The 26,132-nt window shown below is 59.0% G+C and carries 22 protein-coding genes; 8 read left to right on the plus strand and 14 right to left on the minus strand.

All coding sequences use genetic code 11. The features are described from left to right. Window positions 1–7: 7 nt before the first annotated feature. Both Q0Y02_RS12015 and Q0Y02_RS12020 read right to left on the minus strand, forming a co-directional pair. Entirely contained in the window at window positions 8–1,039 is a 1,032-nt protein-coding gene (locus Q0Y02_RS12015; RefSeq protein WP_297768592.1) for a zinc-binding dehydrogenase, read from the minus strand. 59 nt (window positions 1,040–1,098) lie between these two features. Further along, window positions 1,099–1,542, minus strand: coding sequence for a DoxX family protein (locus tag Q0Y02_RS12020; RefSeq protein ID WP_297768595.1), 444 nt, complete (start codon window positions 1,540–1,542; stop codon window positions 1,099–1,101). Window positions 1,543–1,779: 237 nt separating this feature from the next. On the opposite strand from Q0Y02_RS12020, the gene Q0Y02_RS12025 reads away from it, so the two are divergent. Then, on the plus strand, window positions 1,780–2,166 hold the full coding sequence (locus Q0Y02_RS12025; RefSeq protein ID WP_297768598.1) for a DoxX family protein: 387 nt from the start codon (window positions 1,780–1,782) through the stop codon (window positions 2,164–2,166). Between the two features lie 80 nt (window positions 2,167–2,246). Here Q0Y02_RS12025 and Q0Y02_RS12030 read toward each other — a convergent pair whose 3' ends face one another. The 6 genes from Q0Y02_RS12030 to Q0Y02_RS12055 all read right to left on the minus strand — a co-directional run bounded on the left by Q0Y02_RS12030 (window position 2,247) and on the right by Q0Y02_RS12055 (window position 9,374). Then, entirely contained in the window at window positions 2,247–2,579 is a 333-nt protein-coding gene (locus tag Q0Y02_RS12030; RefSeq protein WP_297768601.1) for a hypothetical protein, read from the minus strand. Between the two features lie 329 nt (window positions 2,580–2,908). Beyond that, window positions 2,909–4,114 (minus strand): acyl-CoA dehydrogenase family protein, encoded by a 1,206-nt coding sequence (locus tag Q0Y02_RS12035; protein WP_035247762.1) that lies wholly within the window; start codon window positions 4,112–4,114, stop codon window positions 2,909–2,911. Window positions 4,115–4,128: 14 nt separating this feature from the next. Then, window positions 4,129–5,436, minus strand: a complete 1,308-nt coding sequence (locus Q0Y02_RS12040; protein WP_297768613.1) for an acyl-CoA dehydrogenase family protein — start codon at window positions 5,434–5,436, stop codon at window positions 4,129–4,131. Between the two features lie 478 nt (window positions 5,437–5,914). Then, window positions 5,915–8,242, minus strand: a complete 2,328-nt coding sequence (locus Q0Y02_RS12045) for a fatty acid cis/trans isomerase (protein WP_297768616.1) — start codon at window positions 8,240–8,242, stop codon at window positions 5,915–5,917. A 111-nt stretch (window positions 8,243–8,353) separates the two neighbouring features. Continuing rightward, on the minus strand, window positions 8,354–8,806 hold the full coding sequence (locus Q0Y02_RS12050; RefSeq protein ID WP_272962364.1) for a DUF3429 domain-containing protein: 453 nt from the start codon (window positions 8,804–8,806) through the stop codon (window positions 8,354–8,356). A 67-nt stretch (window positions 8,807–8,873) separates the two neighbouring features. After that, window positions 8,874–9,374 carry a DUF1643 domain-containing protein gene (locus Q0Y02_RS12055; RefSeq protein ID WP_297768621.1) on the minus strand — a complete coding sequence of 167 codons (501 nt, stop codon included), beginning with the start codon at window positions 9,372–9,374 and terminating at the stop codon, window positions 8,874–8,876. 50 nt (window positions 9,375–9,424) lie between these two features. Here Q0Y02_RS12055 and Q0Y02_RS12060 point away from each other — a divergent pair, with 50 nt between their 5' ends. Continuing rightward, window positions 9,425–10,141: a nitroreductase family protein gene (locus tag Q0Y02_RS12060; RefSeq protein ID WP_297768623.1), complete on the plus strand. Its 717-nt coding sequence runs from the start codon at window positions 9,425–9,427 to the stop codon at window positions 10,139–10,141. A 3-nt stretch (window positions 10,142–10,144) separates the two neighbouring features. Here the strand turns inward: Q0Y02_RS12060 and Q0Y02_RS12065 are convergent, their stop codons facing one another. The 3 genes from Q0Y02_RS12065 to Q0Y02_RS12075 all read right to left on the minus strand — a co-directional run bounded on the left by Q0Y02_RS12065 (window position 10,145) and on the right by Q0Y02_RS12075 (window position 11,957). Beyond that, entirely contained in the window at window positions 10,145–10,531 is a 387-nt protein-coding gene (locus tag Q0Y02_RS12065; RefSeq protein ID WP_297768626.1) for a hypothetical protein, read from the minus strand. A gap of 10 nt (window positions 10,532–10,541) precedes the next feature. Beyond that, window positions 10,542–11,297: a subclass B1 metallo-beta-lactamase gene (gene bla, locus Q0Y02_RS12070; RefSeq protein ID WP_297768629.1), complete on the minus strand. Its 756-nt coding sequence runs from the start codon at window positions 11,295–11,297 to the stop codon at window positions 10,542–10,544. A 144-nt stretch (window positions 11,298–11,441) separates the two neighbouring features. Next, window positions 11,442–11,957 (minus strand): Hsp20/alpha crystallin family protein, encoded by a 516-nt coding sequence (locus tag Q0Y02_RS12075; RefSeq protein ID WP_297768632.1) that lies wholly within the window; start codon window positions 11,955–11,957, stop codon window positions 11,442–11,444. 173 nt (window positions 11,958–12,130) lie between these two features. Between Q0Y02_RS12075 and Q0Y02_RS12080 the strand changes: the two genes are divergently transcribed. Then, window positions 12,131–12,346 carry a dodecin gene (locus Q0Y02_RS12080; protein WP_297768635.1) on the plus strand — a complete coding sequence of 72 codons (216 nt, stop codon included), beginning with the start codon at window positions 12,131–12,133 and terminating at the stop codon, window positions 12,344–12,346. A gap of 101 nt (window positions 12,347–12,447) precedes the next feature. Here Q0Y02_RS12080 and Q0Y02_RS12085 read toward each other — a convergent pair whose 3' ends face one another. From Q0Y02_RS12085 to Q0Y02_RS12095, 3 genes are all read right to left on the minus strand, one after another. Next, window positions 12,448–14,106, minus strand: a complete 1,659-nt coding sequence (locus Q0Y02_RS12085) for a DEAD/DEAH box helicase (RefSeq protein ID WP_297768638.1) — start codon at window positions 14,104–14,106, stop codon at window positions 12,448–12,450. 214 nt (window positions 14,107–14,320) lie between these two features. Further along, window positions 14,321–15,979, minus strand: a complete 1,659-nt coding sequence (locus Q0Y02_RS12090) for a hypothetical protein (protein WP_297768641.1) — start codon at window positions 15,977–15,979, stop codon at window positions 14,321–14,323. A gap of 448 nt (window positions 15,980–16,427) precedes the next feature. Continuing rightward, the gene (locus tag Q0Y02_RS12095) at window positions 16,428–18,023 is read right to left on the minus strand and encodes a choline dehydrogenase (protein ID WP_297768644.1); all 1,596 of its coding nucleotides are present in this window, start codon (window positions 18,021–18,023) and stop codon (window positions 16,428–16,430) included. Window positions 18,024–18,175: 152 nt separating this feature from the next. Between Q0Y02_RS12095 and Q0Y02_RS12100 the strand changes: the two genes are divergently transcribed. From Q0Y02_RS12100 to Q0Y02_RS12120, 5 genes are all read left to right on the plus strand, one after another. Further along, window positions 18,176–18,766 carry a DUF3047 domain-containing protein gene (locus Q0Y02_RS12100; protein ID WP_297768646.1) on the plus strand — a complete coding sequence of 197 codons (591 nt, stop codon included), beginning with the start codon at window positions 18,176–18,178 and terminating at the stop codon, window positions 18,764–18,766. A gap of 304 nt (window positions 18,767–19,070) precedes the next feature. Then, window positions 19,071–19,631: an HNH endonuclease gene (locus tag Q0Y02_RS12105; protein WP_297768649.1), complete on the plus strand. Its 561-nt coding sequence runs from the start codon at window positions 19,071–19,073 to the stop codon at window positions 19,629–19,631. 288 nt (window positions 19,632–19,919) lie between these two features. Continuing rightward, window positions 19,920–22,526 (plus strand): endo alpha-1,4 polygalactosaminidase, encoded by a 2,607-nt coding sequence (locus tag Q0Y02_RS12110; protein WP_366516921.1) that lies wholly within the window; start codon window positions 19,920–19,922, stop codon window positions 22,524–22,526. Further along, entirely contained in the window at window positions 22,489–23,364 is an 876-nt protein-coding gene (locus Q0Y02_RS12115; protein WP_297768652.1) for a tetratricopeptide repeat protein, read from the plus strand. Before Q0Y02_RS12110 ends, Q0Y02_RS12115 begins: the two co-directional genes overlap by 38 nt. Next, complete coding sequence (locus Q0Y02_RS12120; RefSeq protein ID WP_297768655.1) at window positions 23,361–26,129, plus strand: tetratricopeptide repeat protein; 2,769 nt, start codon at window positions 23,361–23,363, stop codon at window positions 26,127–26,129. The genes Q0Y02_RS12115 and Q0Y02_RS12120 overlap by 4 nt, the downstream gene beginning before the upstream one ends. Window positions 26,130–26,132 lie beyond the last annotated feature (3 nt).

Consider the following 26,132-nt stretch of genomic DNA (forward strand, 5'->3'; position numbering starts at 1 on the left):
ATAGCTCCTACGGTTCAACGGGGTTAGATGCTTCCAGCACAACCTTGCCCACAGACTGCCCTGAGCGCAGCAGCGCTAAAGCTGCGTGGGCGTCTTCAAAAGCAAAGCGATGGCCCACATGGGGCGGTGGCAGGGGGATCGTCTGCAACTCCTCCAGCAGTGCCTGCATCTTGCCTTTCTGTTCCCATAACCAGATCAGGTTGAAGGCCAGCACCGAGCGGTTGCTGCTGATCATCTCCATCACGTCGTAGCGGGGACGGCGCAGGTAGCGCCAGGCGGCTTTCAGGTAGTTGGGGCGGTTGTGGCTGGGGGTGAATTCGGCGGCGCCGAATACTACCAGCCGGCCCATGGGGTTCAAGGCGTCGAAGCTGGCGGTCTGAACCTGGCCGCCGATGGCATCCAGTACCAGGTCGAAGTGCCGTTCGTCTCGTTGCAGTTGTCCGGCAAAGTCGGCCTCGCGGACCAGCACATCCGCAAACCCTTGTTGCCGTAGCCAGGTGGCTTTCTCTTCGCTGCCCACCGTGCCGGTGGGGCGGGCGCCCAGCGCCTGTACCAGTTTCATGGCCTGCAGGCCTACGCCCCCAGCGGCGCTGTGGATCAGCACCTGCTGGTCCGCTTGCAGGGCACCAAGATGGATGAGGGCGTACCAGGCAGTCAGGGTCTGTGCCGGCCAGGCGGCGCCCTGGGCATAGTCCCAGTCTGCGGGTAGGGGGATCAGGTAATCCGCCTCGCTGTCGATAACCGTGGTGTAGCCACCGAAGCGGGTGACGCCCATGACCCGGTCGCCCACGGTAAACCCTTGCGTCTGCTGACCGACTTCCTGTACTTCGCCGGCAAACTCCAGGCCGGGGGTAAAGGCGCCCTGGGGGGTGGCGGAATAGAGGCCAGTGAGGGCAAAGATATCGGCGAAGTTCAGGCCCACCGCATGGACTTTGACGCGCATCTCGCTGTCCTTGAGCGGTGGCAGGGTGTTCGTGTGCAGGGTCAGCCGCGCCATATTGCCCGCGCGGGGTGTCTGCCAGTAACGAAAAGTGCCCATCCCTTACTCCGTCGCAAAAGCGGGAGTATGGGACGGGGAGGGGCAGAGCTCAATGGACCTTATTGCAGGGCCTTGTTGAGCGGCTGGTCGGCGCTGAAACGGCCACCACCGGAAATGGCCAGTGACACACTGGCGGCCAGCAAGGCCAGGCCGAACTCGTAACCGTTGTTGCTCATGAACAGGCCGTTGTCGAGGTGCACGGTGACGATAGCCACGATCATGGTGAAGGCTAGGGCCACGGCGGCCGGGCGGGTGAGCAGGCCGATCAGCAGTGCCAGGCCGCCGAGGAATTCGGCGCTACCGGCGCCCAGAGCCATCAGGTAGCCGGGTTCCAGGCCGATGGAGGCCATCCACTGGCCGGTGCCTTCCAGCCCATAGCCGCCGAACCAGCCGAACAGTTTCTGGGCGCCGTGGGCCATGAAGATGATGGCCACCGGCAGGCGCAGGGCCAGGGGGGCGAAGGTGCTGTCGGTACGGGTCAGAGAGGCAAGCAGGTTTTTCATGGGGGATCCTTTTCAATCAAGTAGCTGGTAGTGACGTGATGGGAGTATTTAATCATCAAATAAAAATGGATAAATCGAGTTTTGTTGCAGGCTTTGTCCTGATAATTCGATATGTTTGGCATGCTATCGATGAGCTTCTTGTGCGAGGGGGTATTGATTCGAGCTTGCTGGCGCTTTTCTTTTACCCGGCTAAACGGTTGAATGACGGGCAATTCGATTTCTTCACTGGGAGCAAAGATGGTCAACAATCCGGATATCGGCAAGCTGGTGCTGCGTTTGACGCTGGGGTTACTGATGCTGCTGCACGGCATTAGTAAGCTGCAACATGGCGTCGGCTGGATTTCAGCGGAGCTGGCCTCTCACAATTTGCCAGGGTTCCTGGCCTATGGGGTCTTTATTGGGGAAATCATCGCCCCTTTGATGGTGATCCTGGGCGTGCATACCCGCATTGGCGCAGTGCTGATTGCCGGCAATATGCTGGTGGCCATTGTGTTGGTGCACATGGGAGAGCTGTTTGCATTGAGCAAAACAGGAGGCTGGGCACTGGAATTACAGGGCTTTTTCCTGTTCACCGCCGTTGCGGTGTTCTTCCTCGGGGCGGGGAAGTATGCCGTCAGGAATTGAGAGCTAAGCGAGTGTAGCCCAGCTAAGCATGTTCCAAGGCCGCCCCCGATCGGGGCGGCCTTTCTTATTAGGGCTGGCGTTCAGGTGCAGTAGCGACCGTACTGGCTTAGTGCCTTGCTGCTGTGCGGGTCCACAAGATCCACCCACACCTGCATGGAAGCCTGATCCCGGGTGTTCTGCAATTTGGTGAAGTCGCCAGCGACGATATTGCCTTTCAGGGTGTCGCCCGCCTCGGGGGTGGCGCCGTCCAGTTGCTTGACCAGCACCATGCCGCCGCGAGTGTTGAGCAGCATGTATTCGCAGCTCTGACTGAGGATGACGGTAGCCTGTTGCTGGTTGGCGTGTGCTGTCTGACCGAGCAACATACAACCCGCCAGACCGGCACCGAGCAGATGCAGTTTGAGTGCTGACATGGTGATCCCTTCCTTTTTTATTGTTACACCTACACCTTACTTCGGCGCACCAGCCCAGCCTGTTGTGCAACGGCAGTAAAGCTGTAACCGGGGTGTAGTGTTTTTTTACATTCCATCGGCCTTCGATGGTGGCACAGACGATGTCACCGCAACATCATCGTTATGTCTCTTTATGCAGTAGGGAATTCGGGCGATTAAAACCGGTTTGAGTAATAGGAAAGACATGGGTGAGTCGGAAGATGCAGGTTGGGCCAGACGTGGGAATCAGAAACAAAAAAGCCGCACCCGAAGGTGCGGCTTTTTTGTTGGCAAGACTGCCAGGAGACGGGTTATTTCAGCTCCTTGGAGCTCAGACCCAGTACCCGACGGGCGATAACCAGTTGCTGGATTTGCTGGGTGCCTTCGAAGATATCCAAAATCTTCGAGTCGCGAGCCCACTTTTCCAGCAGTTCGTCTTCGGTGTAGCCGATACTACCGGCCAGTTCCACGCAGCGCAGGGTGATCTGATTGCCCACTCGCCCGGCCTTGGCCTTGCAGATGGAGGCTTCCAGGGTATTGGCCTTCTTGTTGTCGGCCATCCAGGCGGCTTTCACCGCCAGCCAGTAGGCCGCTTCCCAGTCCGCTTCCATCCGGTAGATTTCGGCTTCCACCGCGGAGCAGTTGTCCACCGGTTTGCCGTAATCATAGGTCATGCTGTCCTTCAGCAATTCCTTGATGCGCTCCAGTGACGCCTTGGCACAGCCGATGGCCATGGCAGCTACCAATGGACGGGTGTTGTCGAACGTCTCCATGACCCCGGCAAAACCCTTCTTGGTATCCACTTCCGGGCTGCCCAGCAGGTTTTCCGCCGGCACACGGCAGTCGATGAAGTTGATGGCGGCGGTGTCGGAAGCGCGAATGCCGAGCTTTTTCTCCAGACGCGCCAGCTCCATGCCCGGGGTGCCCCAATCCACGACAAAGGATTTGATGGCTGCACGGCCCAGTTTTGGATCCAGTGATGCCCACACCACCACACAGTCAGCCCGGGAGCCTGAGGTCACATAGATCTTCTCGCCGTTCAGCACATAGTGATCCCCGTCTTTTTTTGCGGTGGCACGAATGGCCGCAGAATCGGAGCCGCAGCTGGGTTCGGTGATGGCCATGGCGGCCCACTTGCCCTTGAAGCGCTCCAGCTGCTCGTCGTTGGCCACCGCAGCGATAGCCGCATTGCCCAGGCCCTGACGGGGCATAGCCAGTAGGAAGCCGGTATCGCCGTAGCACATTTCCATGGCACCCAGGCAAACGCCCATATTGGCGCCATTTTTGATGCTGCCGTCGTCCTGCACCTTGCCGCTACCGGTGGTGGCGGCGCCGGCGGAGTTGGCCGGGTCACCTTCGTTGAAGCCATCCAGTACCGACGCCAGCATATCCAGCTCTTTCGGATATTCGTGCTCGCCACGGTCGTACTTGCGCGAGATTGGGCGGAGGGTGCTCTGGGCCACCTGATAAGCGTTGTTGATCAGGGGTTTGAACTTCTTGGGAATTTCGATATTCATGGTTGTCTCCCTCCTTACAGGTGCAGGCCGCCAAAGGCGACACCGATGGCACGCAGATCCCGGTACCAGCGCTCCACCGGGTATTCATGGGTGAAGCCGTGACCGCCCAGCAATTGCACGCCGTCGGTGCCGATCTTCATGGCCTTGTCCTTGACCAGGGTGCGGGCCAGGTGCGCCTCGCGCTGGAAGGACTTGCCCTGTTCGGCACGGCTGGCAGCGCGGTAGGTGAGCATGCGCATGGAATCCAGCTCGATGGCGATGTCGGCAATCATGAACGCCACTGCCTGGCGGTAACTGATCGGCTCGCCAAAGGCGGTGCGCTCGTTGCAGTAGGGCACCACATAGTCGAGCACGGACTGACAGGTGCCAATGGCAAGCGCACACCAGGCCAGGGTGCCCAGGTCCACAAAGGCACGGTAATCGAAATCACCGTTACCCAAGCGGTTTTCCACCGGCACGCGAACATTGTCCAGCTTCAACGGACGCTGGCCGCTGGCGCGGACCCCCATGGAGGGATCATCGCCGGCGACCAGGCCGTCGCTGCCACCTTCCACGATGAACACCCCGGGGCCGTCATCGGTCTGGGCGGCCACCAGAAAGATTTCTGCTTCGGCGGCCAGCGGCACCAGGGATTTTTCGCCGTTGAGTACATAGCTGTCACCGTCCTTTTTGGCGGTGGTCTTGAGTGCCATGGGGTCGAACAGCGGATAAGGTTCGCACACAGCGATGGTGGCCTTGGGGGGGCTCTCTTCCGCGAAGCTGCTCAGGTACTTGTCTTGTTGTTGCGCGGTGCCCCACTGGGTGAGGGCATTGGCCACACCCATGGGAGCAAGGATGGCCACGGCCTGGCCCATGTCACCGTGGGCCAGGTCTTCGGCCACCAGCATGCTGGTCACGGTGGAGCGCTCGGTGGCGGCGCCGCCCAGGGATTCCGGTACGGCAAAATAGTTGAGTCCCAGTTCCAGCGCCTGGGCAATCACCTCGTCGCTGGTCTTCTGGGTGGCGTCAGCTTCTTCCGCCTTGTCACGCAATACATCACGGGCAAAGGACTGCACGCTGTCGCGAATCATCTGTTGCTCGTCGGTGATGCTCAGATCGAACAGATCGCGGGTGTGGCCCGGTGCGTTCAGCCGTTCAGGCTTGTTGCCCGGGTTACTGGACTTGAAAGTGCGGGCAGTGGTGGTGAGCACCTGAAAGCCGCTTTTGGTGAGCGTGTAGGCAAGCCGTTCCACGGTCTTGCGCATGCCGATCTTGTCCAGCACTTCCGAGCTGGCCAGACGGTTAAGCGCGGTCAGCGCATAACCAACTGCATCTTTTGCCATGAGAGTTCGCCTCGTTGTTGTGTCTATTTGCACTCGATTATGGACCGGAGGGGCTCAGTCACATTGACCAGTGTGACCGATAGGTCGGGCCAAGTGGCAACCGGGGGGCGCTGTAGACCTAGCCACAGCGGGCAGGAAAGGGTAGAGGCGGTCGGCTAAGAGCTACGCTCGTTTAATAGGGAAAGGCTAAAAAGCTCCTCAAGCTCTGAGATATCTACGAAGCCGCTTGTAGGAGCTATGCTTGCATGGCGAACCGCGCTTGCGCGGAAATCGACCGCAGGGCGATCAGGAACAACAGGGCTCGACAGGTCTTTCCAGGAACAGTGGTGCCTTGGCGTTTATCTCTGTCGGCTCCCTACGCTCGGTTCGCCATGCAAGCATAGCTCCTACAGTGGCTTCCAAGATCAACGTTGCGGGCAGGGCGCTATTCGATTGGCACGGCCCAACCCGCGTTGCAGCTTGTAGCTTGCAGCTGCCTTTACAGATTCTCGTAGCGATTCATATCCAGAACCGCTGCCTCGCTGGGCTGGTGTTCCTCCAGATAACGGGTCAGGTCGTGGAAGTAGGTCCAGAATTGCGGATGGGTACGGCGGATGCCGAAGCGGCCAGTGAGTGCGGTGAAATCCTTTTCCTTTTCCACTGCCTGCATGGCGGCGACAAAGTCACCTACCTCATCCGCCTGCACGTTGAACATGAAGTTGGGGTAGCTGGCCAATACGCCGGGGTAGATGGTCAGGGTATCCAGCGGTGGCTGGTAGCGCAGGGATTCCCCCAGCATGAAGGCCACATTGGTGTGAGCCCGATTGCGAATCAGGGTATAGATTTCCCGCTCGCCGTTTTCATTTTCCACCCGCAGCATGGTGACCTCAGGCATGAAGTTTACGGCTTTCAGATCTTGCGCCATGGTAGAGGCAATACCGACCAGAGTGGTTTCCGGCTCTTTTAACCAGTCAGCAATGTGATTGCGGTGGCAGTCTTCCCCATCGCAACGGTTGATCGGATCCGGACGGGCGTTGATCGCGGCAAAGCGTTTCAGCAGGCCATCGTTGAATTCATTGACCGGAGTATTGGTCTGATAGTCGATGTCGGTAGGGTGTTTGGTGTCCACCGACGCATAGCTCACATACAGGCGTAATTTGCCGGTGTTCTGGTACCAGTTGTCTACCACTGGCTTGCGAAGCTCGCGGGGAAAGTAGCGCAGGGTATTCTGTTCTGCGCCGTTGCGAATCAGGTCGAAGTAGAGACGGGTCTGGGCCTGATGGGACACAGAACCAAATACATTGAAGTTCACCACCAGGTTGTAATAGCTACGCTCAAACAAGGGATAATCCATTACCCAGGTGGTCAGTGGCAGGTCACCGATCAGGCCTTTTCGCACCGAAGCATTATCGTGGTGACGGAAGATGGTCAGCAGGGCATTGCGGTTTTTGCCATCGCCGTCCCAGAGACTTTCCCAGGTGGGTCCCTGAGGGTCTTTTTCTCCATAAGCCTGGTGTCGGGCGTTCAGATATTCATTGCGATTGCCGCTGTATTTGAGCCATTGAGGCCCCAGTGACAGTAAATTGTCTTCCTGGCCGGGCAGGCCGAGGAGGCCACTGACCTTGGCGCGGTAATTGTCATCGGTAATGTAGAGATCGTGATCGGGGTCCTGGAACACGGCCCAGAAGTGGTCGCGTATCACATCGGTGGCTACCTGGCCCCGGCAGACCGGTCCGCGAATAAAGGTGCGCACAAAGTATTCCGCTTCATCCAGCATGAACTGGTAACGGGCCCGCGCGGGAATATCCGCAAAGGTTTGAAAGGGATTGGCGCGTTGTTCGTAGCTGTAGCCCGGTAGTGTTTCCACCTCCCAGTCGCCGGCAAAAAACTGCTCACGGGTTCGGGCCAGTTTTTTGTCGTTGAGTGCAAAGGTGATGTGGGTCTTGTGTGCCAGGCTGCCACGCACTGGCATCAGGCGGTACCAGAAGTGCTCGGGCGGCATATCATTGGGGCGCACGCTGTTCACCGGTTTCAGAGGTTCGCCCGGTGGGGTGCTGGAGCGGTACAGCTTGTAGAAATGATCCGGTTTGTCACTGCCATCGCCGAAATAGAGATGAGCCAGGAACAGGTGTTCGTAGAGCCAGCGAGCCACCAGTTGATGGCGCTTGTCTTGCTGGTTGAGCATTTTTTCCCAGGCCTGGATTTGTCGTTGCTGGTCTTCCGACAGATCGAAGGTCTGGTAGGACAACGGGGCTCCTTGTTTCAGCCACTGGCTGACCGTGGCGAATTCCTGGTCGGTGAGGCCGGTAACGGCCAGGGGCATGCCGCCCATGGGATGTTTGTCGGCGTAGTCGGCAAATTCCTCGGGCTTGGGGCAGGCATTGACTCGCTGCAGCCCCAGGGTGATGTCATCGGGTAATTTTTCGTTGTCGGCAAAACGGTGCTTCCGGCCCAGCTCAAGCATGTTGTAGAGCAGTGATGACTGCATGCCGTCGGTGCTGTCGATGACGGAAAAGAAATCCTTCTCCCGCCATTGCGCGGTGGTCAGCGCGTCCTGAAACAGCCGGGTAGGCGCCACGGATTCGGTGCGGGCTCCATTGTAGACCTTATCTTTGCTGGCGCCACGATCCAGCCCCTCGGGGGCTTCCAGTTTCAGCTGGCAGGGGGCGTCATAGCAGCCGTGGCAAGCCAGACATTTGCTTTCAAAAATGGGCTGGATATCAGTCTGATAACTGAGGGGGCGTTCGGCAGTGACAACAACAGGGAGGAACAGGAACAAAACACTGAGCAGGGGCAATCGGACCCGATAGCGTTGCAACAAGAACATTTCACTGTCTCCCTGTGAATTTGAATCAGTCTAGCTGTGCCTGCCTGGGGTGGCTACGGTTGTGTCGTCGGGTGGAGGTAAACCTTGTAAAAGGACACGTGTCGGGTGTGCTCAGAACATGGGGACCATGGTCGCGGCCCAGCCAATCAGCACAGCGATCACGGCGGCGGCAGTGAGTTGATGTCGCAACTGGCGGTACCAGCCGGGCAAGGCTTCGGTAAAAACCATCTGCTCTGTGCCCCAGACAAACACCAAGCCTGCCGCCAGCATGGGCAGGGAGAATTCCAGGGGTAAAAGTAGCGCAAACCAACCCAGCACCGCCGGCATGATGCCAAACAGCAGGGTGGGGAACTGGTTACCACGATCAAACTGATTCAGTGCCCGCCCCCAGTGCACCGCGCCCAGAAAGGCAATGATTATGGCGGCATAGGCAGCCACCCCTTGCAGGGCCCACTCGCGACAGGTATCCAGCCAGGCCAGCAGCGCCAGGCCGTAAAAGGGAATGAGCCCGCCGTAAGCAAGCCAGCGAGCACGACGAATATTGTTGTCGGTATGAGAGCCCAAGGCGGTCATCCATGACGTGGAGAATTCACACTATTATCTTGCTGCTGGAGTGAAGGTCAGGACAAGGTTATTCAGAGGTTGCCTGGTGCCAGGGCCGGGCGGTCAGGTGTTTGGGCAGGTACAGGGGGTGAGCGGGTTCTCCGGAACCATTCAGGCGTATGCAGTGCATGGCAGGTAACTGGGCTGACACGGCGCTGGCCCGGTCCATGAAACGACCATGATTGCCCCAGGCAGCCACTACCAGATCCGCCTGACGGGCCAGCTTGCGCAGCCACGGGTCGTTTTTCGGACCCACCGGGTCGCTGGCGGCAAACAGGTCATCGGGGTAGGTGGCCCGGTAGGCAAACAGGTTGGCCACGCACAGGCCCGAGTAGCCCCAGTCCCGGGCGAAGCCCATGCAGCGGCGAATGGTAGGGTCATCCTGGCGATGGTCGGCGGTGGAGGGATTGAGGCCGATCAACAGCAGAAAATCATCGCCCGGGCCCCAGTGTCGCCACAGGGCATAGCGGTATTGACGGCAACGGGAGAAATTGGCGCCTCGTCGCAGGGTGGGGTTGGTCTTGGTCATGGCCGGGTATTGTAGGCATCTGCCATGATATGGCCAAACAGGAGTGGATAATGGAATTTCGTGATGTGATTCGCGCACGCCACAGCGTGCGTGCCTTTACTGATCAACCGGTCAGCGATGAGCAGCTGCAAGCCTTGCTCACCACTGCCACCACGGCACCGAGCTGGTCTAACACCCAGCCCTATCAGATTGCCATTGCCAGAGGGGACGTGCTGGAGAGTCTGCGCCAGGAGTTGCCGCCACGGTTTGACAAGCTGGCCGCGCTACAGAAAGCACCCATGACCAAAAAGGTGCTGGCCTGGTTACGCAAGGATGGGGTTCCTGATGGCGATTTTCGCCCGGTGGTGGACTATCCAGATGATCTGCAACCGCGCCGGGTAGCCACCGGCCGGGGGCTTTATGAGCTGCTGGACATCGGCCGACAGGATAAGCAGGCGCGCCACGAACAGATGCGCGACAACTTCCGTTTCTTCAATGCCCCGGTGGCATTGTTTGTCTTCGTCCATGAAGGGCTGGGTGTTTACAGTGCCCTGGATGCGGGGATCTTTTTGCAGAATCTGATGCTGGCGGCCACCGATGCGGGCCTCGGCACCTGTGCCCAGGGGGCGTTAGGCCTGTGGCGTTCGCCGCTGGAGCAGCATTTCCAGTTGCCGGACAACTATAAATTGCTGTGTGGATTGTCGCTGGGCTATGAGGCGGATAACCGCATCAATCAGTTCCGGCCGGAGCGTCAACCGCTCAGCGAGTTGCTGATCAAGGAAAAGTAGCGCTCAGCGTGCGGTGAAGATGCGCAGGATGGGAAAGCGGTGATAGCCGAAAAAAACCATCTTGCGCTGTAGCTCGCCGGCGGCGAAGGAGCCCTCCAGACCGGTAGGGTGGCGCCGTTCGCCATTGGCGAATTCTGCCACCAGATAATTATCCTGCAGGATGCGTTTGCCGCCGTCGTTGTTCTCCAGTGTGACCAGGGCCCAGCGCTCTCCACTGTCACTGCTGAGAGTGTTGGCTTCCCGAATTCGAAAGCTGCTGGCACTGGGTTGCAGCGGGCTGTCCCGATCAAAGCGGGCGTCACCATCGATCTGCACCGGTGTATCGAAACGCAACACGGTGTCATTGTCTGCCAGCGCAGCCACGCTGGCGGCGGTGAGCAAAAGGCCCACTAACACTGACTTACTGATCTGCAAAACCCTGCCGGGCCAGATCGCGTGTATGGGTAAGCAGGCTGGCATCGCCAATTTCTCCATGGCCGGGGACTACGATACTGGCAGCGCCATAACGGGCCAGTACGTTTTCCATGGCAACGGGCCAGTGGTTGGCGTCCGAGCCTTCCACATAGCCGATAGCAGTGGCCGAGCCTCCCTTCACTGCGCACCCCCCGATCAGTACCTCGTCGCGGGCATACCAGACAAGGATGTTGTCAGGGCTGTGCGCCGGGCCCGGGTAATAGAGTTCCAGATTAGCGAACTTGATCCGTGATTGCTCCGTGAAAGCCTCGAGGAGTCGAGGTAGGGGAATGTCCGGATCATAGAAAGTGTCGGGATCGTTGCGGGCGATGGTCAGGGTGGCCGGGTGAGCCCAGGCGGGGACGCCCCGTTCCGCCAGCGTCTGGGCGCCGCCCATGCGGTCGTCGTGGGAGTGGGTGAGAATGGCCAGATCCGGTGCCTTGCCAAACTGCTGTTCCATCCAGTCCAGTAACAACGCTGTGGGGGCTTCGCCCCAGGCGGTGTCGATTAGGGTGAGGGTGTCGTCTTCGATGATGATCAGCCCGTTGGAGGGATAGCGCTTACCCTGAATCACTTCCCAGGAGCGGTGCACCCAGGTGTGCTCGGTCAGCGGATAGACCTGCAGATCATCGCTGAGGCGGATTTCATCGGCCTCCAGCGGCAGGCTGATAAGTAGTAACAGGGCAAGGGCAATACGCATCATGGGTCTCCTGATCAGCGAACCCATGGTACGACGGTTTACCATCGGGCGTGTGACGCGCTTGGCACCGGGAAAGAATTCCTCATTTTCGCAGGGTGCAGTTCGCCTTGGGCTCAGTGCACCCTGCGGTGGTATTGGTGCCGAGCCCTAATGGATCTCGATGGTCTTGCTGCCTTGCCCATGGTGTTCGTGGCGAGGAATGGTCAGAGACAGTACGCCGTTGTGAAACACTGCTTCCATGGCCTCGCCGTCTGCGTCTGCAGGCAGATTGAGCATGCGCCGGAATTGTCCGAAGCGCCGTTCACTATAGTGATAGCCATCCCGCTCGGAGCTCTGCGCCTCCTGCTTATGACCAGCGATGGTCAGGGCATCATGGTGCAGGGTGATTTGCAGATACCGCTTCTCCACACCGGGGAGTTCAGCGGTGATCAGGTAATGATCATCACGCTCGAGAATATCCAGGTTGGGGCGGAACGGGATGCTGGGCTCCGCGTGTGGTGCCGGGGTGGTCCAGGCCATATCACCCAGCATCTGCTCAAACCAGTTATCGAACTCTCGCTCCCAGCGCAGTAGCGGATGCCGTGGTTGTCGCTGGGGCAGGGGGCGTTCGCGGCTGCTTTCCTGGCTCAGCCAGTTCCAGGGAGTCATTTTGTGCATATCCATCGCATTGCCTCCTTCGAGGAAAATTGCCTTTCCTGTTTCCTTTGTGGGGCAAATGACGGCCCCTTTCAATGATTTATTGATGGATATTTGATCAACTTCGTGAGGGCTACCCTTGTAATGCCTGCTCGGTGATGTCACAGATGAAGTCACCGAGGACAGAAAAGGAGAGCGAAATGTCCGATCATCATGTTTACAAGAAAGTGGAACTGGTGGGCTCATCCAAGACCAGTATCGAGGACGCCATCAATAACGCCCTGGCGACTGCCAGTGAAAGCCTGAAAATGATGGACTGGTTCGAAGTTACCGAAACCCGCGGCCATATCGTGGATGGCAAAGTGGGGCATTATCAGGTGAGCCTGAAAGTGGGATTCCGGATTTCCGGCTCTTGAAGTAATGAAAGCTACGAGTTACGAGCTACAAAAAAACCGCACCCTTTCGGGCGCGGTTTTTTTGTTTTGCAGCTAAAAGCGAGAAGCTAGCTGCTAGTCGCTTATACCGCTTCCAGATCCAGGGAGCGCTGGCAGACCCGCGCGGTGCGGATCACGTGGAGCTGACGGGGAGACAGGTCTTCCGGCAGATCTACGGTGCTGTGGTCCTGGTGAATCTTGATCGGTCCGATCAGGCGGCTGGGCAGTTTGGCTTCGTTGGCGATGGCACCAACGATGTTGCCCGGCTTGACGCCATGGTCATGACCGACCTGGATGCGGTAACTGCGCATGACCTTGTCGCTCTTGCCCTTGTTGCCACGGGAAGGACGGTCTTCACGACGGCCGCCTGACGCGTGGGCAGGTTCGCGACGCGAGCGTGTTTCCTTGACCATTTTCGGTTCTTTCAGGATCAGCGGTTCACGTTTGAACATCATCACGGCAAGCGCCGTTGCCATGTCGTTATCGCTGACTTCCATGCTGTCGCGCAGCTGGTTGACCAGTGCACGGGTTTCTTCCTGGCTGTTGCCTTCCAGCAGGGCGGTCAGTTGCTCCTGGAAGCGGGCAATGCGCTTGGCGTTCAGGTCGTCCACGGACGGCAGGGTCATCTTTTCGATGGCCTGGCGAGTGGTGCGTTCGATCTGACGCAGCACATGCTGCTCACGGCGGGAAACGAACAAAATCGCGTCGCCTTCGCGACCGGCACGGCCGGTACGGCCGATACGGTGTACATAGGCTTCCGGGTCACCGGGCATATCGTAGTTGATCACGTGGGTGATGCGTGCCACGTCCAGACCACGAGCCACCACATCGGTGGCGATAAGCAGATCGAAGCGCTTGTCCTTGAGGCGCTGGACAGTCTTTTCACGCTGTTGCTGCGGGATGTCGCCATTCAGGGCTTCAGCACGCAGGTTACGGCGGTTCAACTGTTCAGCCAGCTCCAGGGTAGCCTGCTTGGTGCGCACGAAAACGATGATGGCATCGTGTTCTTCGGCTTCCAGAATACGGCACAGGGCATCCAGTTTGTTCAGCCCGGCCACGGGCCAGTAGCGCTGACGGATGCTGGTGCCGGCAGTGGCGCCGACGCCATTGTCGATGCGCACCAGCTTTGGATTTTTCAGGTGCTGATCAGCAACCTTGCGAATCACCGGTGGCATGGTGGCAGAGAACAGGGCCAGCTGGCAGTCGTCCGGAGTACGTTCGAGTACCCATTTGACGTCATCAATGAAGCCCATGCGAAGCATTTCATCGGCTTCGTCGAGCACCATCGCTTGCAGGTTGTTCAGGTTCAGGGAGCCACGTTCGATGTGGTCCATTACGCGTCCAGGGGTACCGACAATCACCTGGGCGCCGTCACGCAGGCCTTTCAGCTGCGTACGATATTCACCGCCGCCATAAATCGGCAGTACCTTGAGTCCTTTGATGCCCTGGGCAAACTCTTCACAGGCTTTGGCCACCTGGATAGCGAGTTCACGAGTGGGGGCAAGAATCAGCATTTGTGGTTGACGCAGGGATGCATCCAGCCGTGCCAGCAGTGGCAGGGCGAAAGCGGCGGTTTTACCTGTGCCAGTTTGTGCCTGGCCCAGCAGGTCGTGACCATCGAGCAACAGCGGGATGGCTTGCGCCTGAATCGGCGACGGCTCCTGGAAGCCCTGACGGGCAATCGCAGCGAGCAGAACCTCGGGCAGGCCTAAATCGGCGAACCCGGAACGGGAATCTGACATGTGTTACCTATGAATTGGGAGGAGGGGCCGAGCGAGCGTCGGCGAGGACGCGAAAGTATACGCGTGTTACGCGACTATTGCACGTTTTTTCGCCAATGTGGTACGAGGAGGGGCCCCTGTCTCCCGGTAGGCGCCCATCTCCCGTGGCGGGCTCCCTGAGTCTTCAGAGGCCTTTCGCCAGCGCGATCATGGCGCCTATCTATGCCGGGGTGTGTTAGTTCAGAGGATAGGCGGTCCAGCCGTCGGTCCAGTTCTGTACGCTGCCGGGGCGCACTGCGCCGAGATAGGAGGCGGCTTCGTCCCAGAATTCGCCTTGAGGAATGGGGCTGGCGCCATTACGGGCCGGAGAGCGTGAGGTGGGGGCGAAGTCCGGGTGGGAGGCGCTGGTGGCGTCCCGGGTCAGCAGTGGATCTGTGCCAAACTGGGCGGCCACGGCACTGCTCTGGAAGTAACGGCGTTCGTCGAAGTCCCCGTCGTCATCGTTGTCACCGCTTTCGGGTTCAAAGAAGGTCAGCCCGCGGCTGCCGATCCGGTTCACCATCATGCTTTGAAAACTGAGCTCGCCTTGCTGGATACGGGCCACCGTTTCTGTGCCTTTCAGGTCAATGGTTTCTCCGGAGAAGCCGTCGATGATGATGTTGTGGAAGTGGCCCCCGGAGCCGGCTTTGAGGGTCATGGCACGGTGATACTTGTCGTGACTGCGCGGGCTGATCAGCGTCACGTTGTACATGGTCGGCGCGGATAGGGGGCGGGCATCAGGGTTGCCCGCCTGATTGTCGCCTTCGAAGGCATTGTCACCGGCATCGGCATGCTGCTGAATGGCAAGGAACTGGACCCGACCGCGCCAGCCCATGTCCCAGTCCAGGGAATCGTCGCCGGCGCCGGTGATGACGATATGCTGCAAATCCACGGTGCCGCCAAACACTTCGATGCCGTCGTCCAGGGCCCGATGTACCTGAACATGGCGCACAATGGTGCCGTCACCGCAGCCACCCAGGGTCAGGCCGTTCAGTTCGTTGTTGGCATAGACTTCGAAGCCGGCAAATTCGATGCGGGTGTATTCCATCATGCCGCACGAGGAGCCCGGGTCGCTGCCGCCGAAGGCGCCTCGGGCATCGCCATGGGGAACCCCTTCTATCTGGGCGTCAGCCTTGTTGACCGGGGCGTTGCCCAGCATCACCACACCGCCCCAGTCACCGGTGGCGCGGGTGCCTTCGGGCTGATGACTGGTAAAGACGATGGGGGCATTTTCCTGGCCACGGGAAAACAGGGTGGCATCGCGGGTAATGACCAGCGCAGAACCGGGGCGGCCCTCAATGCGGGTGCCCGGTTCTATGGTCAGATTGGCTCCGGCTTCCAGGTAGACGATCCCGTCGAGGATCCAGGTGGTGCCGGCATGCCAGGTCTGGTTGCCAAACAGAGAGCCTTTGACCACCTGTTTGCCGGCAACCAGTTGATGAAGAGGCTGATAAGCAAAGTAGCCAATCACGCCGAGCATCATCGCAGCCAGGCCTAGCCAGGCATACATCCATTGTGATCTTGCGCTCTGCCCGCTACCGGCGGATGCGCTTCCCAGGGTTTCGGCGATATCGGGGTTGGTGAGCGGCAGTGGTGAGCTGTTTGCTGGTGGGCGCTTGTGCAGCAGCATGCCGTCTCGGTTGGCGTCCTGCAGTTTCAGGCCCAGGGCCCGGATTTTTCGGTTGTCGCTATTGACCGCCCGGTTAATGACCTCGGCCCGATAGACCGGATCGTTGAGCAGTGTATTGAAATGCACAAAGCGCAAGCTGCTGTCATTTTCCTGGTCAAAGTTCTGCTTCAATTGCCACAGCAATTCCACCAGCTGCGCACGCGGAGACGATACTGCATCCACCATAAATCCCCCCAATCGGATCAGGCGATATTCGAAAGAGGCAGTGTGTAAAAGAAAGATGACAGGAAGGTGAAAAGCTACGAGCTACGCTCGTTGGTTAGGGAAAGTATGGAAAGCTCCTCGACCCCAATGCTGTCTACGAAGCCTCTGTAGGAGTACCTCTTGAGGTGCGAACCTTGCGGAGCAAGGAAATCGACCGTAGGGCGATCAGGAATGGCAAAGCTCGACAGGTCTCTCCAGAAAAAATAGTGCTTTGACGTTGGCCTCTGTTGCCTCGCTACGCTCGGTTCGCACCTCAAGAGGTGCTCCTACATCATCAACCCTGACCAATGCCCGAATCATGCCGCGAGCGACGCACCTACAGAGCCTCCCATAAAAAACGCGGGCAGGGTGCTATGTGATTAGCACGGCCCGGCCCGCGTTGCAGCTTGTAGCTTAAGGCTTGCAGCGATTACTCGCCGAGGATCGCGTCAGCGCCTTTCTCGGCAATCATCACTGTCGGCGCATTGGTGTTGCCGCCGATCAGGGTTGGCATGATGGAGGCGTCGATCACGCGCAGACCTTCCAGGCCATGGACGCGCAGCTGGCTGTCGACGACGGCCATGTCGTCGCTGCCCATCTTGCAGGTGCCCACCGGGTGGTAGATGTTGTCGCACTTCTGACGCAGGAAGTGACGGATATCCTCGTCGCTTTCCACCTCATTGCCAGGGAAGATTTCATCGCCCCGCCAGTCGTTGAGCGCATCCTGGGCCATGATCTTGCGCATGGCCTTGACGCCGCGGACCATGCCTTCCATGTCATCCGGATGCTCCAGGAAGCGCGGGTCGATCAGCGCCGGAGAGCGTGGGTTGGCATCACGCAGGGTGATGTTGCCGCGGCTCTTGGGACGCAGAATGCAGACGTGACCTGAGTAGCCATAGCCCATGCTGAACAGCAGGTTGAGGCCGTGGTTATCCAGTTTGGCGGCGGTCAGATGCAACTGCAGATCGGGAATCTCTTGCTCCGGCCCGGATTTGATAAAGCCCCCGGCTTCGGCCACGTTGGAGGTCAGCTGACCGGTGCGACGGTAGAAGAAGTCGATAAAGCCTTTCAGGCCGGTAGTGAGCAGGGCGCCCGGCGCCAGGCTCAGGGTGTCCTTGCGCAGGCTCTTGTGTACCACCAGGGCATCCGGGTGGTCCTGCAGGTTCTCGCCCACGCCGGGAAGGTCGTGGACCAGCGGGATGTTGTGCTCGGCCAGTTCCGCTGCCGGGCCCACGCCAGAAAGCTTGAGAATCTGCGGAGAGTTGATGGCGCCGCCGGAGAGGATGACTTCGTTGTCGGCCTTCAGGGTGCGGATCTGACCCTTGTGCTCCACTTCCACGCCGATGGCTCGTTTGCCCTCGAACAGTACCCGATTCACCAAAGCGTCGGTCATGATGGTCAGGTTGGGCCGGTCCATGACCGGGTGCAGATAGGCACGGGAAACACCGCAGCGCTCACCGTCCTTCTGGTTCACCTTGTACATGCCCACGCCTTCCTGGACATCGTTGTTGAAGTCGTCGGTAGCGGGGTGCCCAGCCTGAACGCCCGCTTCAATAAAGGCGTTACTGACAGGGTGAGTGAAACGCAGGTCGGCGATGTTGAGCTTGCCATGGGTGCCGTGGAATTCACTTTCTCCGGGCTCATAGTGCTCGCAGCGTTTGAATACCGGCAACACATCGTCGAAGCTCCAGCCGTCGTTGCCCAGTGACGCCCAGTGGTCGTAATCCCACTTGTGACCACGGGTATAACACATGGCATTCACCGCCGAGGAACCACCCAGTGTCTTGCCCCGGGGGATGTAAATCTGGCGATTGTTCAGGGCTTTTTGCGGTACGGTGTAATAACGCCAGTTTCGCGCATTGGAGCGCATCATCAGAATGATGCCGGCGGGAATGCGGATAAACAGGCTGTTGTCTGCCGGGCCAGCTTCAAGCAGGCAGACACGGTTGTTGGGGTTTTCGGAAAGACGATTGGCAAGTACGCAGCCAGCAGAACCGGCGCCGACAATAATGTAATCAAACTGCATGATGTCTGCCTTGAGCTTGGTTGAGACAGGAAAATCCGGTGAAAGCTCCCCCTCAACAGGAGGAGTAAATATCCGTAAACAGGATGTCTATTCTAGGAAACGCGGCCATGAAAACGAGACCTGTTTGTGACCCGTTGGTCCAATGTATACCGATGCTACTGTTTTTGTCTTTGGCTCTGTTGCCTGTGAGGGCGGTTTCGGCGGCGCCGGACGGCTGGCAAGAGGTGGTTTTCGAGGGCAGGACCGATTATCGCCTCGAAGCCGGTTGTTGGCAAAGTCGGGCCCGGGGTTCTGCCTCCGGCCTGGCCAGGGAAAGCGCGGTGGATGTAACGCGTACGCCCTATTTGCACTGGCAGTGGCGTGCTGACCAGATTGCGGACTGGCCAGAGGTCGATGAGCGGATCAAGGCCGGGGACGATTTCCAGGCCCGGGTCTATGTGGTGAAGAAGGGTTGGCTGCCCTGGCAAACCCGGGCGATTAATTATGTTTGGTCCCGGCAAGCGGCGCCGGGCACGAACTGGCCCAACCCGTTTGCCTCCCAGGCGGTGATGGTGGTGGTGCAGGGGCCGGGCGGTGCCGGACGCTGGCAATCGGTGACTCGAAATGTGCGCGAGGATTTTCGTCGCTTTCATGGCATGGACGTGGATAGCGTGGATGCCGTGGCGATCATGACCGATGGGGATAACACGGGCACGACGGTGGCCAGCTGCTACCGATTGCCTGAATTTCGCGCCAGCCCTTAATGTGTGCAGTTGCAGTGCGGATGCCGCCCTGTTTATTATTTGTTCAATCCGGTGTTTGTGATCAGGCGGTTGCGGCTGTTTGATCAGAGATAACCGGGCAAAGGCACCACCATTGTGTGGACCCTATCCAGAAGACAGTCGTTACGCCTGCTGCAGACACCACAGTCTGTTCGCGCCTCTGTCTTCTTTTCCCGCTGTCGCAGAATCGTCACTGGTTTACGAGATCCTGTTCCGCGCCTCGGCATCGAGCCGTACCAGGAAGGTTGTGCCTATTGGGGGCGCAGCAATGATCGTGAGGTAGCCCATGAGTGAACGCATTCTGCGTCTCGACAAAGCCGGCACTCCGGTGGAATGGCTGGACTGGCAGATGGCCGCCACCCTTTATGCGCGCGGGCTGGTAACCTGGACGCTGGGGGATGTGATCTACCGTCTTCGCGGCGGGACCTGTCGGTTTTCCGGGGAGCGTTCCAGCCTGTCTCTGCACTCCATTATTGCCTGCGATGGTGTGGCCAATCCCCACAAGCGCCCGGCACCGCCATTGACCAACCGGGCGCTTTTCCGCCGTGACCAGCATGTGTGCCTCTATTGTGGCAAGCCTTTCCCGGAACATGTCCTGACCCGTGATCATATTGTCCCCACCTCGAAAGGGGGCCGGGATCGCTGGTCCAATGTGGTATCTGCCTGCCGGCGCTGTAACCAGCGCAAGGGCAGCCGGCGCCTGGAAGAGATCGACATGGATCTACTGGCGCTGCCCTATGTGCCGAACATGGCTGAATATTTGGCATTAATAAACAGCCACCGTATCCGCGGGGACCAGATGGCGTTTTTACGCAGCCAGTTTGGTAAGAACAGTCGGCTTTTGTGAGAGGGAGTTTTTACACAAATGCCCTTTTCGTCGTATTTGGGTTACATCATGTTTCCCCCATTATTCACGCTGCCTTGAATAGGTATATAAGAAGATTCGGTTTTATGTGAATTGGGGAATTCATTGATCCGCTGCTATCTGGCGATTCTGCTGGCTTTTTGGGGTTTTTCTGCATCGGCGCAAGCACCGTCAGGCCTTGCTGCGGCATTTTATTACGGCCCTCACATCCCCTGGCACACTCTCTCTGTCTATGATTTCCCTGTTGTAGAGCCGGATCAGGCCAGTGGCGTGCCCGATACGTTTCGCGAGCAGCGCTTCTATGCCTATGTCAGCCTGGGTGAAGTCCTGGCATCGCGCCCGTATTTCGCAAACCTGAAACCCGAGTGGCTGCTGGGGGAAAACCCGGACTGGGGCTCCCATATTTTCGATCTGTCTTCGCCGGGGTTGCGAGATTTTCTCCTCAAGCAGGTCATTGCGCCGCTGTGGCAGCAAGGCTACCGGGGTTTTTTCTTCGATACCCTGGATAGCTACCAGCTAGTTGCCAAGACACCTGAGCAGCGGGAGCAGCAGCGGCAAGGGTTAGCGGCGTTAATCAACCAGATATCCCAGCGTTATCCCCGGGCACGCTTTATTTTCAATCGCGGCTTTGAACTGATGCCGCTGGTTGAGGCGCCGGTGGATGCCATCGCGGCTGAGTCTCTTTACCAGCGTTGGGAGGCGGGCAAGCAGCGTTATGCGGCGGTTCCCGAGGAAGACCGCCAGTGGTTGCTGAATCAGTTTGCCACTATGCGTGACCAGTACCAGGTCGATACCATTGCCATTGACTACGCGCCGCCTGCTGAGCGTGAGCAAGCCCGAGAGCTTGCCAGGAAAATTGCGGGTCACGGTGTGATTCCCTGGATCACCAATCCGGAGCTGGACATGCTCGGGCTGGGCGTGCGCGAGGTGCTGCCCCGGCAAGTGTTATTGGTTCATGGTGGCAGCAATGAGCGATTCTGGGAGCTTTCCGATGCGGTGCGTTATGGGCTGATGCCACTGCAGTTCCAGGGGCTGGTTCCTGATATCCGTGCCATCAATTCCACCATGCCAGCTGGCACACTGCAGGGACGATACGCCGGTATTGTCGTGTGGCTGGAAGAGGAAGAGCTGGCCGATGCGGATTTTGAGGCCTGGCTGGTGGAACAAAAAGATGCGGGCGTTCCCATTGCCATGCTGGGTTACCCGGCGGTGGACCCGGTGGGGCCCAATGCGCAGACTTTCGGTTTCGAGGGTCGGCCTACACCCTTGTCACCGCCGACGGTTACCCGTCAGCATGAGGCCATGGGGTTTGAGCTGGCACTGCCCAAACTGATAGAGCTGTCGTCGCCATTGCACAATTCGTCCGCCCAGCCCTGGCTGGAATTGCGCGCCGGGGAACATACCTACACGCCAGCGGCGACGACCCCTTGGGGCGGTTATGTCTTCCAGCCCTTCATGATCCGTTCGATATTGCCCGGTGAGAAAGGTGAAGGACTGGATCGCTGGGTGGTCAATCCGCTCACCTTCATTCGCGAGGCATTACAGCTACCGGTCATGCCGATTCCGGATGTGACGACAGAAAATGGTCGGCGCTTGCTCTTCGCGCATATGGATGGTGATGGTTTTCCCAGCCTGGCCGAGGTGAAGGGTTATCAGGGGCAAACCGATGCCCGGGTATTGCTGGAGGAAGTGCTTAAACGTTTTGATGTGCCCACTACCATCTCGGTGATCGAGGGCGAAGTGGCGCCTCATGGCCTCTACCCGAAAATGTCCGCCGAGCTGGAGCAGATCGCCCGGGAAATGTTCGCCTTGCCTCAAGTGGAAGCGGCTACCCACACCTATTCGCATCCTTTTTTCTGGTACGACGCCCAGCAAATGCCAGGGGAGCTGTATGGCCCCGAAGGGCAATTGCGCCTGCCTATCCCCGATTACCAGATGGACCCGGTGCGCGAAGTGGTCGGTTCGGCACAGTACATCAACAACAACCTGCTGGCCGACGGCAAGCGTACAAAAATGGTGCTGTGGAGCGGGGATACCCTTCCCACTCCTGAAGCGCTGGCTGCGGCACGCCGGGGCAACCTGCTGAACATGAACGGTAGCGATACCATCATCACCCACAGTGCACCCACCTGGACCCTGATCAAGGGAATCGGTTTGCCCAAGGGGGACGAATACCAGGTTTATGCACCCAACCAGAACGAAAATATTTATACCAATGAGTGGAGTGGCCCTTTCTACGGTTTTGAGCGGGTACTCGAGACTTTCGAACTGACGGAAAGCCCCCATCGCTTCAAGCCGGTGAACATCTATTACCACACCTACATTGCCAGCAAGACGGCAGCTCTGGAATCCTTGCTAAGGGTCTATCGCTGGGCGCAGTCGCAACCGCTTCATCCGGTATTTGCGTCTGACTATGCCCGCAAGGTGCTGGATTTCAACACTATGGTGATCGCCCGGGATAATGATGGTTGGAGGGTAAAAGGCAATGGCGAACTGCGCACCCTGCGATTACCTGAGGCGCTGCCGCTACCGGCCCTGACCAATAATACCCATGGGGTCGCCGGCTACCGGGAAGACGGTCCCGGCCGCTACCTGCATTTGTCCGGCGCTGACGCTCACTGGCAGCCCGGTTCGGACTCGTTGCCTTACCTGCAACAGGCCAATGGCCGCCTGACCACATTTGCTCGCAATGACGACGGCATGCAATTTTCTCTGGCAGGACACACCAACCTGGAATTTGCCATCGGCAATGCCGATGGTTGCTCGCTCAACCATAACGATGAACCACTGAAACCAGTGCGTCGGGACGGAACCCTCTATCACTACAGGAGTGCGAAGCATGAGCTCGAAGAGCTACGGCTACACTGTTCGCACTGAGCGATTACGGGTTCTCGGCCCCACAGAGTTGTTCGCTTGTCTGTTGTTGATCCTGGTGGTCTGCTGGCTGGCATTTCCCCGGGACTTGGCCGTCACGTTGCGCAATGCGCGCCTGGATGCGGTGACCTTGAGTTATATGCAGGCCTGGCTGAAAGCTAAGCCGGATGATCATGAGCTGCGTTTGTTGATGGCCCGGGAATTGATTGTTCTGGGGCGATTTGACGAAGCTGATGTGCAACTGGACCGGGTAGAAGCCGCCGATGCGGGTTACCAGTCGGAGGTTCGCTGGCTGAGATTGCAGTGGGATTTCAAGCGGCTGATGGCCATGGATCCGGAGCTGCGTGGGTCTTCCCGATTGCAGGCTGAGACCCTGGCAAGTGTGCGCAGCCAGGACTGGTCGACATTGACTACTGAGCAGCGCCGGGAACTGGCGGAAATGGCTCTGGTGCTGGGGGAGGTGCAACAGACTGTGCGCTATTACCGGCTGCTTGCCACTGAGGCCGAGCGGCCCGGCGAATGGTATGAAAAAGCCGGACGGGTTCTGTTAGGGCAGGGTAATTACCTGGCGTCGGGGCTTGCTTATGAGCAAGCCATGGAAGCGTCTGCTGACGCGGCCGTGCGAAAACAGTATTTTCTAGAGACGCTGGCGGCCCTGGAAGCCGGTAGCTTGCATGACGTTGCCTTGCGTTTTGCGTCCCGCCACGAACACCTTTATTTCCAGGACAAGGCTGTGTTGTACCGCCTTATGCGCCTGGCCCAGGCCGGCGGCAACCTGGCCCAGGCCCAGCGCTATGCAGTGCGGTTGTTGCGTCTCAATGGCCGTGGGGAGCAGCGATGAAGCGGTTGCTTCTCACTCTGGTATTACCTTTGCCATTCCTGTCTGGCCTTGTTCTGGCCCAGGCGCCGGAGCCCTATGTGGAGAGCTACTACGACCATAGCTATGAGGTCTTTGTGGCGGCGGGTAATCTGGGACGGGCTCGTCAGGTAGTGGACAACGCTCTTTACTGGCGCCCCGAAGATATTCGCTGGTTGCTGAGGCTGGCGCAGATCGCCGACTGGCAGGGAGATAGCAGTACTGCCCTGAAAGCCTGGTGGAAAGTAGCGGAAAACACTGACGATCCGCAGGCCTGGCAGCAGGTCCGCCAGCGGGCGCCGCTGGCCTACGATTACCAACTGACGTTGCGGGTTTATAAGGAATTGCTGGAAGTGTCTCCCCGTGACCGGGATTTGCTGGCTACCATCGCCAGGCAATATGAGTTGCTCGGCACACCGGATGAAGGCCTGCGCTTCCTGGCTGACTGGCATCGACGCCATCCGGGCCAGGCTGTGCTGTGGGAAATGCAGCGTCTGGCCTGGAATCAGAGTGACAGAGAGCAAGCCGCTCGCTATTCGCGGCAGTACATGAATCGCTACGGCCCGGAACGGGACATGGCATTGCAAGTCTCTCGCTACCATTGGCTTGAGGGCCAGCGAGAGACGGCTTATGCCGATTTGCGCAGTGATGCCGAAAGCCTGCCCTATGACCCGGATTTGACTCGCCGTCTGGCGGTGATGGCCAGCGAGCTGGGGCATTGGCAGCCGGCCATGAGTCATTACCAGACCTTGCTGGATCAGGGTGACGACACCCTGCCGGATCTGTACCAGTACATTACTCTGGCTCGTTATTACGACCGCGACAGAGTCGTGGCGCTGATGGAACGGGCCTGGCAGCGCAATGGCGATCAGGCTTTTGCCATGGGGGCCCTCTATCAGATGCAGGATGCCGGTCGCTGGCAGGCCATTGACGACTTTCTGCAACAGCTGAGTGACGCCCAGCGCCAGCAACTACAGCAGGACCCGGCGTTTCTGCGTTTTTATGCCAATCTGCTGTTGCGCAAGGGCGAGATGGAACGTGCCGCGCAATGGTTGCAGCGGGCGCTGGAACTGGCTCCCGGGGATCGGGAAACCCGCATCGCCTGGTTGTGGCTGTTGGTTGCCAGTGGTGATGATACTCAGCTGGCACAGACCCTTGCCGCCTGGGAGGCCGTTATCCGCCTGGACCGGCGTTATTGGGAAGTGCTGGCCGCCGCGCATATGGCGCTGGGTCATGCCGAGCAGGCGGTGCGTTACGAGAGTCGTCTGCTGCAAACGGCACCCGGAGACTGGGAGCGACAGTGGCAGTACGCCCAGGCACTGATTGCCGCGGGCCGGGATGGTGAGGCCTGGCCAGTGCTGCGCAATCTGCATCAGCGCTTGCCGTTTACGGTCAGTGACGACAAACAGAACCAGTACCGGTATATGCGCCTGGCGCTCAGCCAGCGTTTTGAGGGCGGTGACACTTCCCTGCAACTGGCGCAACAGATTCGCCAGCAGCAGGGTGCAGACGAAGCCCGTGCCGAATGGCTTGCCCAGTGGGCCTTGGGCCATAGCGAGCCGGAGCTGGCACGCGCCTGGTATCTGCGTAAGCAGCAGGCCGCCGGTAGGCTGCATGCCGGGTCGGCGCTGGCCTATGCCATGCTCAATAACGACCGTGATGCCGTGGCCCAGATTCGTGAACGTTATGCCGGCCAATTGACGCTGTCTGAGCAATTAGGAAGCCAGTTGGAACTGGGCGAAGAACGACGCGCCACCGCGACGCTAATGGCCATGCAGGCGGGCTCTCCGGAACTGGCTGGCGCCAACAATCAGCAGGAATCCCTGTTGTTGCCCAGTGCTCGCTCCAGCGCTCTGGCGGTGGAACAGCGCCGCCTGGGTGCCTTGCAAATGACGGACTGGGCCTTTACCCAGAGTCAGCCATTCAGTGACCACAGCACCTTGTCCGCGCGCTACCGGCAACGGCAGTTCGCCAGTAACGATCGGGCCCAGCTGGATGTGGATGAAGCGGAACAGTGGCTGACCCTGGAGTGGCACTATCAGCGCGAACGCTATCGTCACCGTTTTTCACTGGGCCAGCGCCAACTGTTGGATAACAGCGAAACCACCGCGGATCTGGAAGTGGCCGGCAACTGGCACTCCGACTGGTCTGCCAGCTGGCGTTACCAGTGGCAGATGCCGGCGGATGAAACCTCCTTGCTGCTGTTGGGCGGTTCCCGGACCGGTAGCCAGTTCCAGCTGAATTGGTCGCCCCAATCTACCTGGCAGAGCAGTGTAGATTGGGCGGATTACCAGTATCGTGATCTGAATAGTCAAAACCTGGGGGAGGGCAGCATTATCAATGTGCAAAGCACCTGGCGTCCCTGGCTGTCCCGTTTCTCACCCGGCTTGCGCCTGCGCCATACCCGCGCCGATTTTGCCGAAGCCGGGGACAGCATGGCTGAGGTTCGCGCCTTGCTACCCGTCGGCGCGGACACGGCGCCCTTGCCCGAGGATTACCGTGAATCCGGGGCCTCCCTGCTGCTGGGCATGCCGGACGTGCATATTCGCCCGCATCGACTGCAGGGCTGGGGAGAAGTGGGTTACGTGAATAACAGCCTGTCCGGTGATGGTTTTATCGGCCGCTTGGGCCTGGCCGGGCCGCTGATCGGTCGCGATGCCTGGCAGCTGTCTGTGGAGCGCCAACTCAATACCGGTGGTAACGATGAAGATAGTTACCGGGCCGAACTGCAATACAGGATTTACTACTAGGAG

It is taken from the genome of uncultured Alcanivorax sp. (assembly GCF_947258575.1).
Taxonomy (GTDB): domain Bacteria; phylum Pseudomonadota; class Gammaproteobacteria; order Pseudomonadales; family Alcanivoracaceae; genus Alcanivorax.

Coding starts and splice junctions, on each gene's coding strand:
- Q0Y02_RS12015 (WP_297768592.1), bottom strand. CDS start 1,039: ATGGGCACTTTTCGTTACTGGCAGACACCCCGCGCGGGCAATATGGCG.
- Q0Y02_RS12020 (WP_297768595.1), bottom strand. CDS start 1,542: ATGAAAAACCTGCTTGCCTCTCTGACCCGTACCGACAGCACCTTCGCC.
- Q0Y02_RS12025 (WP_297768598.1), top strand. CDS start 1,780: ATGGTCAACAATCCGGATATCGGCAAGCTGGTGCTGCGTTTGACGCTG.
- Q0Y02_RS12030 (WP_297768601.1), bottom strand. CDS start 2,579: ATGTCAGCACTCAAACTGCATCTGCTCGGTGCCGGTCTGGCGGGTTGT.
- Q0Y02_RS12035 (WP_035247762.1), bottom strand. CDS start 4,114: ATGAATATCGAAATTCCCAAGAAGTTCAAACCCCTGATCAACAACGCT.
- Q0Y02_RS12040 (WP_297768613.1), bottom strand. CDS start 5,436: ATGGCAAAAGATGCAGTTGGTTATGCGCTGACCGCGCTTAACCGTCTG.
- Q0Y02_RS12045 (WP_297768616.1), bottom strand. CDS start 8,242: ATGTTCTTGTTGCAACGCTATCGGGTCCGATTGCCCCTGCTCAGTGTT.
- Q0Y02_RS12055 (WP_297768621.1), bottom strand. CDS start 9,374: ATGACCAAGACCAACCCCACCCTGCGACGAGGCGCCAATTTCTCCCGT.
- Q0Y02_RS12060 (WP_297768623.1), top strand. CDS start 9,425: ATGGAATTTCGTGATGTGATTCGCGCACGCCACAGCGTGCGTGCCTTT.
- bla (WP_297768629.1), bottom strand. CDS start 11,297: ATGATGCGTATTGCCCTTGCCCTGTTACTACTTATCAGCCTGCCGCTG.
- Q0Y02_RS12075 (WP_297768632.1), bottom strand. CDS start 11,957: ATGGATATGCACAAAATGACTCCCTGGAACTGGCTGAGCCAGGAAAGC.
- Q0Y02_RS12080 (WP_297768635.1), top strand. CDS start 12,131: ATGTCCGATCATCATGTTTACAAGAAAGTGGAACTGGTGGGCTCATCC.
- Q0Y02_RS12085 (WP_297768638.1), bottom strand. CDS start 14,106: ATGTCAGATTCCCGTTCCGGGTTCGCCGATTTAGGCCTGCCCGAGGTT.
- Q0Y02_RS12090 (WP_297768641.1), bottom strand. CDS start 15,979: ATGGTGGATGCAGTATCGTCTCCGCGTGCGCAGCTGGTGGAATTGCTG.
- Q0Y02_RS12095 (WP_297768644.1), bottom strand. CDS start 18,023: ATGCAGTTTGATTACATTATTGTCGGCGCCGGTTCTGCTGGCTGCGTA.
- Q0Y02_RS12100 (WP_297768646.1), top strand. CDS start 18,176: ATGCTACTGTTTTTGTCTTTGGCTCTGTTGCCTGTGAGGGCGGTTTCG.
- Q0Y02_RS12105 (WP_297768649.1), top strand. CDS start 19,071: ATGAGTGAACGCATTCTGCGTCTCGACAAAGCCGGCACTCCGGTGGAA.
- Q0Y02_RS12115 (WP_297768652.1), top strand. CDS start 22,489: ATGAGCTCGAAGAGCTACGGCTACACTGTTCGCACTGAGCGATTACGG.
- Q0Y02_RS12120 (WP_297768655.1), top strand. CDS start 23,361: ATGAAGCGGTTGCTTCTCACTCTGGTATTACCTTTGCCATTCCTGTCT.